General features: G+C 48.7%; 1 rRNA gene. It reads left to right on the forward strand.

Annotation, left to right across the window (positions count from 1 at the left end):
- Nucleotides 1-540: 540 nt before the first annotated feature.
- A 16S ribosomal RNA gene (locus ACGLHS_RS32260) occupies nucleotides 541-955 on the forward strand; the annotation flags it as partial.

Below are 955 nucleotides of genomic sequence, written 5' to 3' on the forward strand. Positions count from 1 at the left end.
GATGTGCAGGTGGTGAGGTCCTTAGGGATTGATCTGCATGCGGGTTGAGAAAAAAGTCCTCGAAAGTTGACGGTGCTTGAAAAAGCAGTGCATAATCGAAGGCTTCGCTGAAACAGCTTCAGCGTCTTGCGATGAAAGTTGCGAGGTGCTGAAAGAAGTTGAAGAAAGCGAAAATAGTTTGATGAGACTTTAAAAGTCGTGTTAGACTAGCAGGCTACGCTGAAACAGCTTCAGCGTCTCGCAATGAAGATTGCGGGGTGCTAAAAAAGAAGATGTTGAAAGCGAAAAAAGTTTGACGATACTTAAAAAATCGTGTTAGACTACAAGGCTTCGCTGATCGCAGCAAGCAAGACGAAGTAAGCGAAAAGTTGCTTCGGTGATCGTTAAAAATTTACAGCCGATAAGCGTGGGCGTTTGAAGGTAATTGCGTAAGTTCTTCGGAACAAGTCGCAAGACTTAAAAACGCTCATGAGAATAGAAGTGAAGTTCACTTCAATTCCGTTTTTATGAGTTGCTCGAAAGAGCGAAAAAATCAAGATCGAACTATAGAGTTTGATCCTGGCTCAGATTGAACGCTGGCGGCATGCCTTACACATGCAAGTCGAACGGCAGCACGGGAGCAATCCTGGTGGCGAGTGGCGAACGGGTGAGTAATACATCGGAACGTGCCCAATCGTGGGGGATAACGCAGCGAAAGCTGTGCTAATACCGCATACGATCTACGGATGAAAGCAGGGGATCGCAAGACCTTGCGCGAATGGAGCGGCCGATGGCAGATTAGGTAGTTGGTGAGGTAAAGGCTCACCAAGCCTTCGATCTGTAGCTGGTCTGAGAGGACGACCAGCCACACTGGGACTGAGACACGGCCCAGACTCCTACGGGAGGCAGCAGTGGGGAATTTTGGACAATGGGCGAAAGCCTGATCCAGCCATGCCGCGTGCAGGATGAAGGCCTT

Origin of the sequence: Variovorax sp. VaC1, assembly GCF_043658315.1 — a bacterium.
Taxonomy (GTDB): Bacteria; Pseudomonadota; Gammaproteobacteria; order Burkholderiales; family Burkholderiaceae_C; genus Variovorax.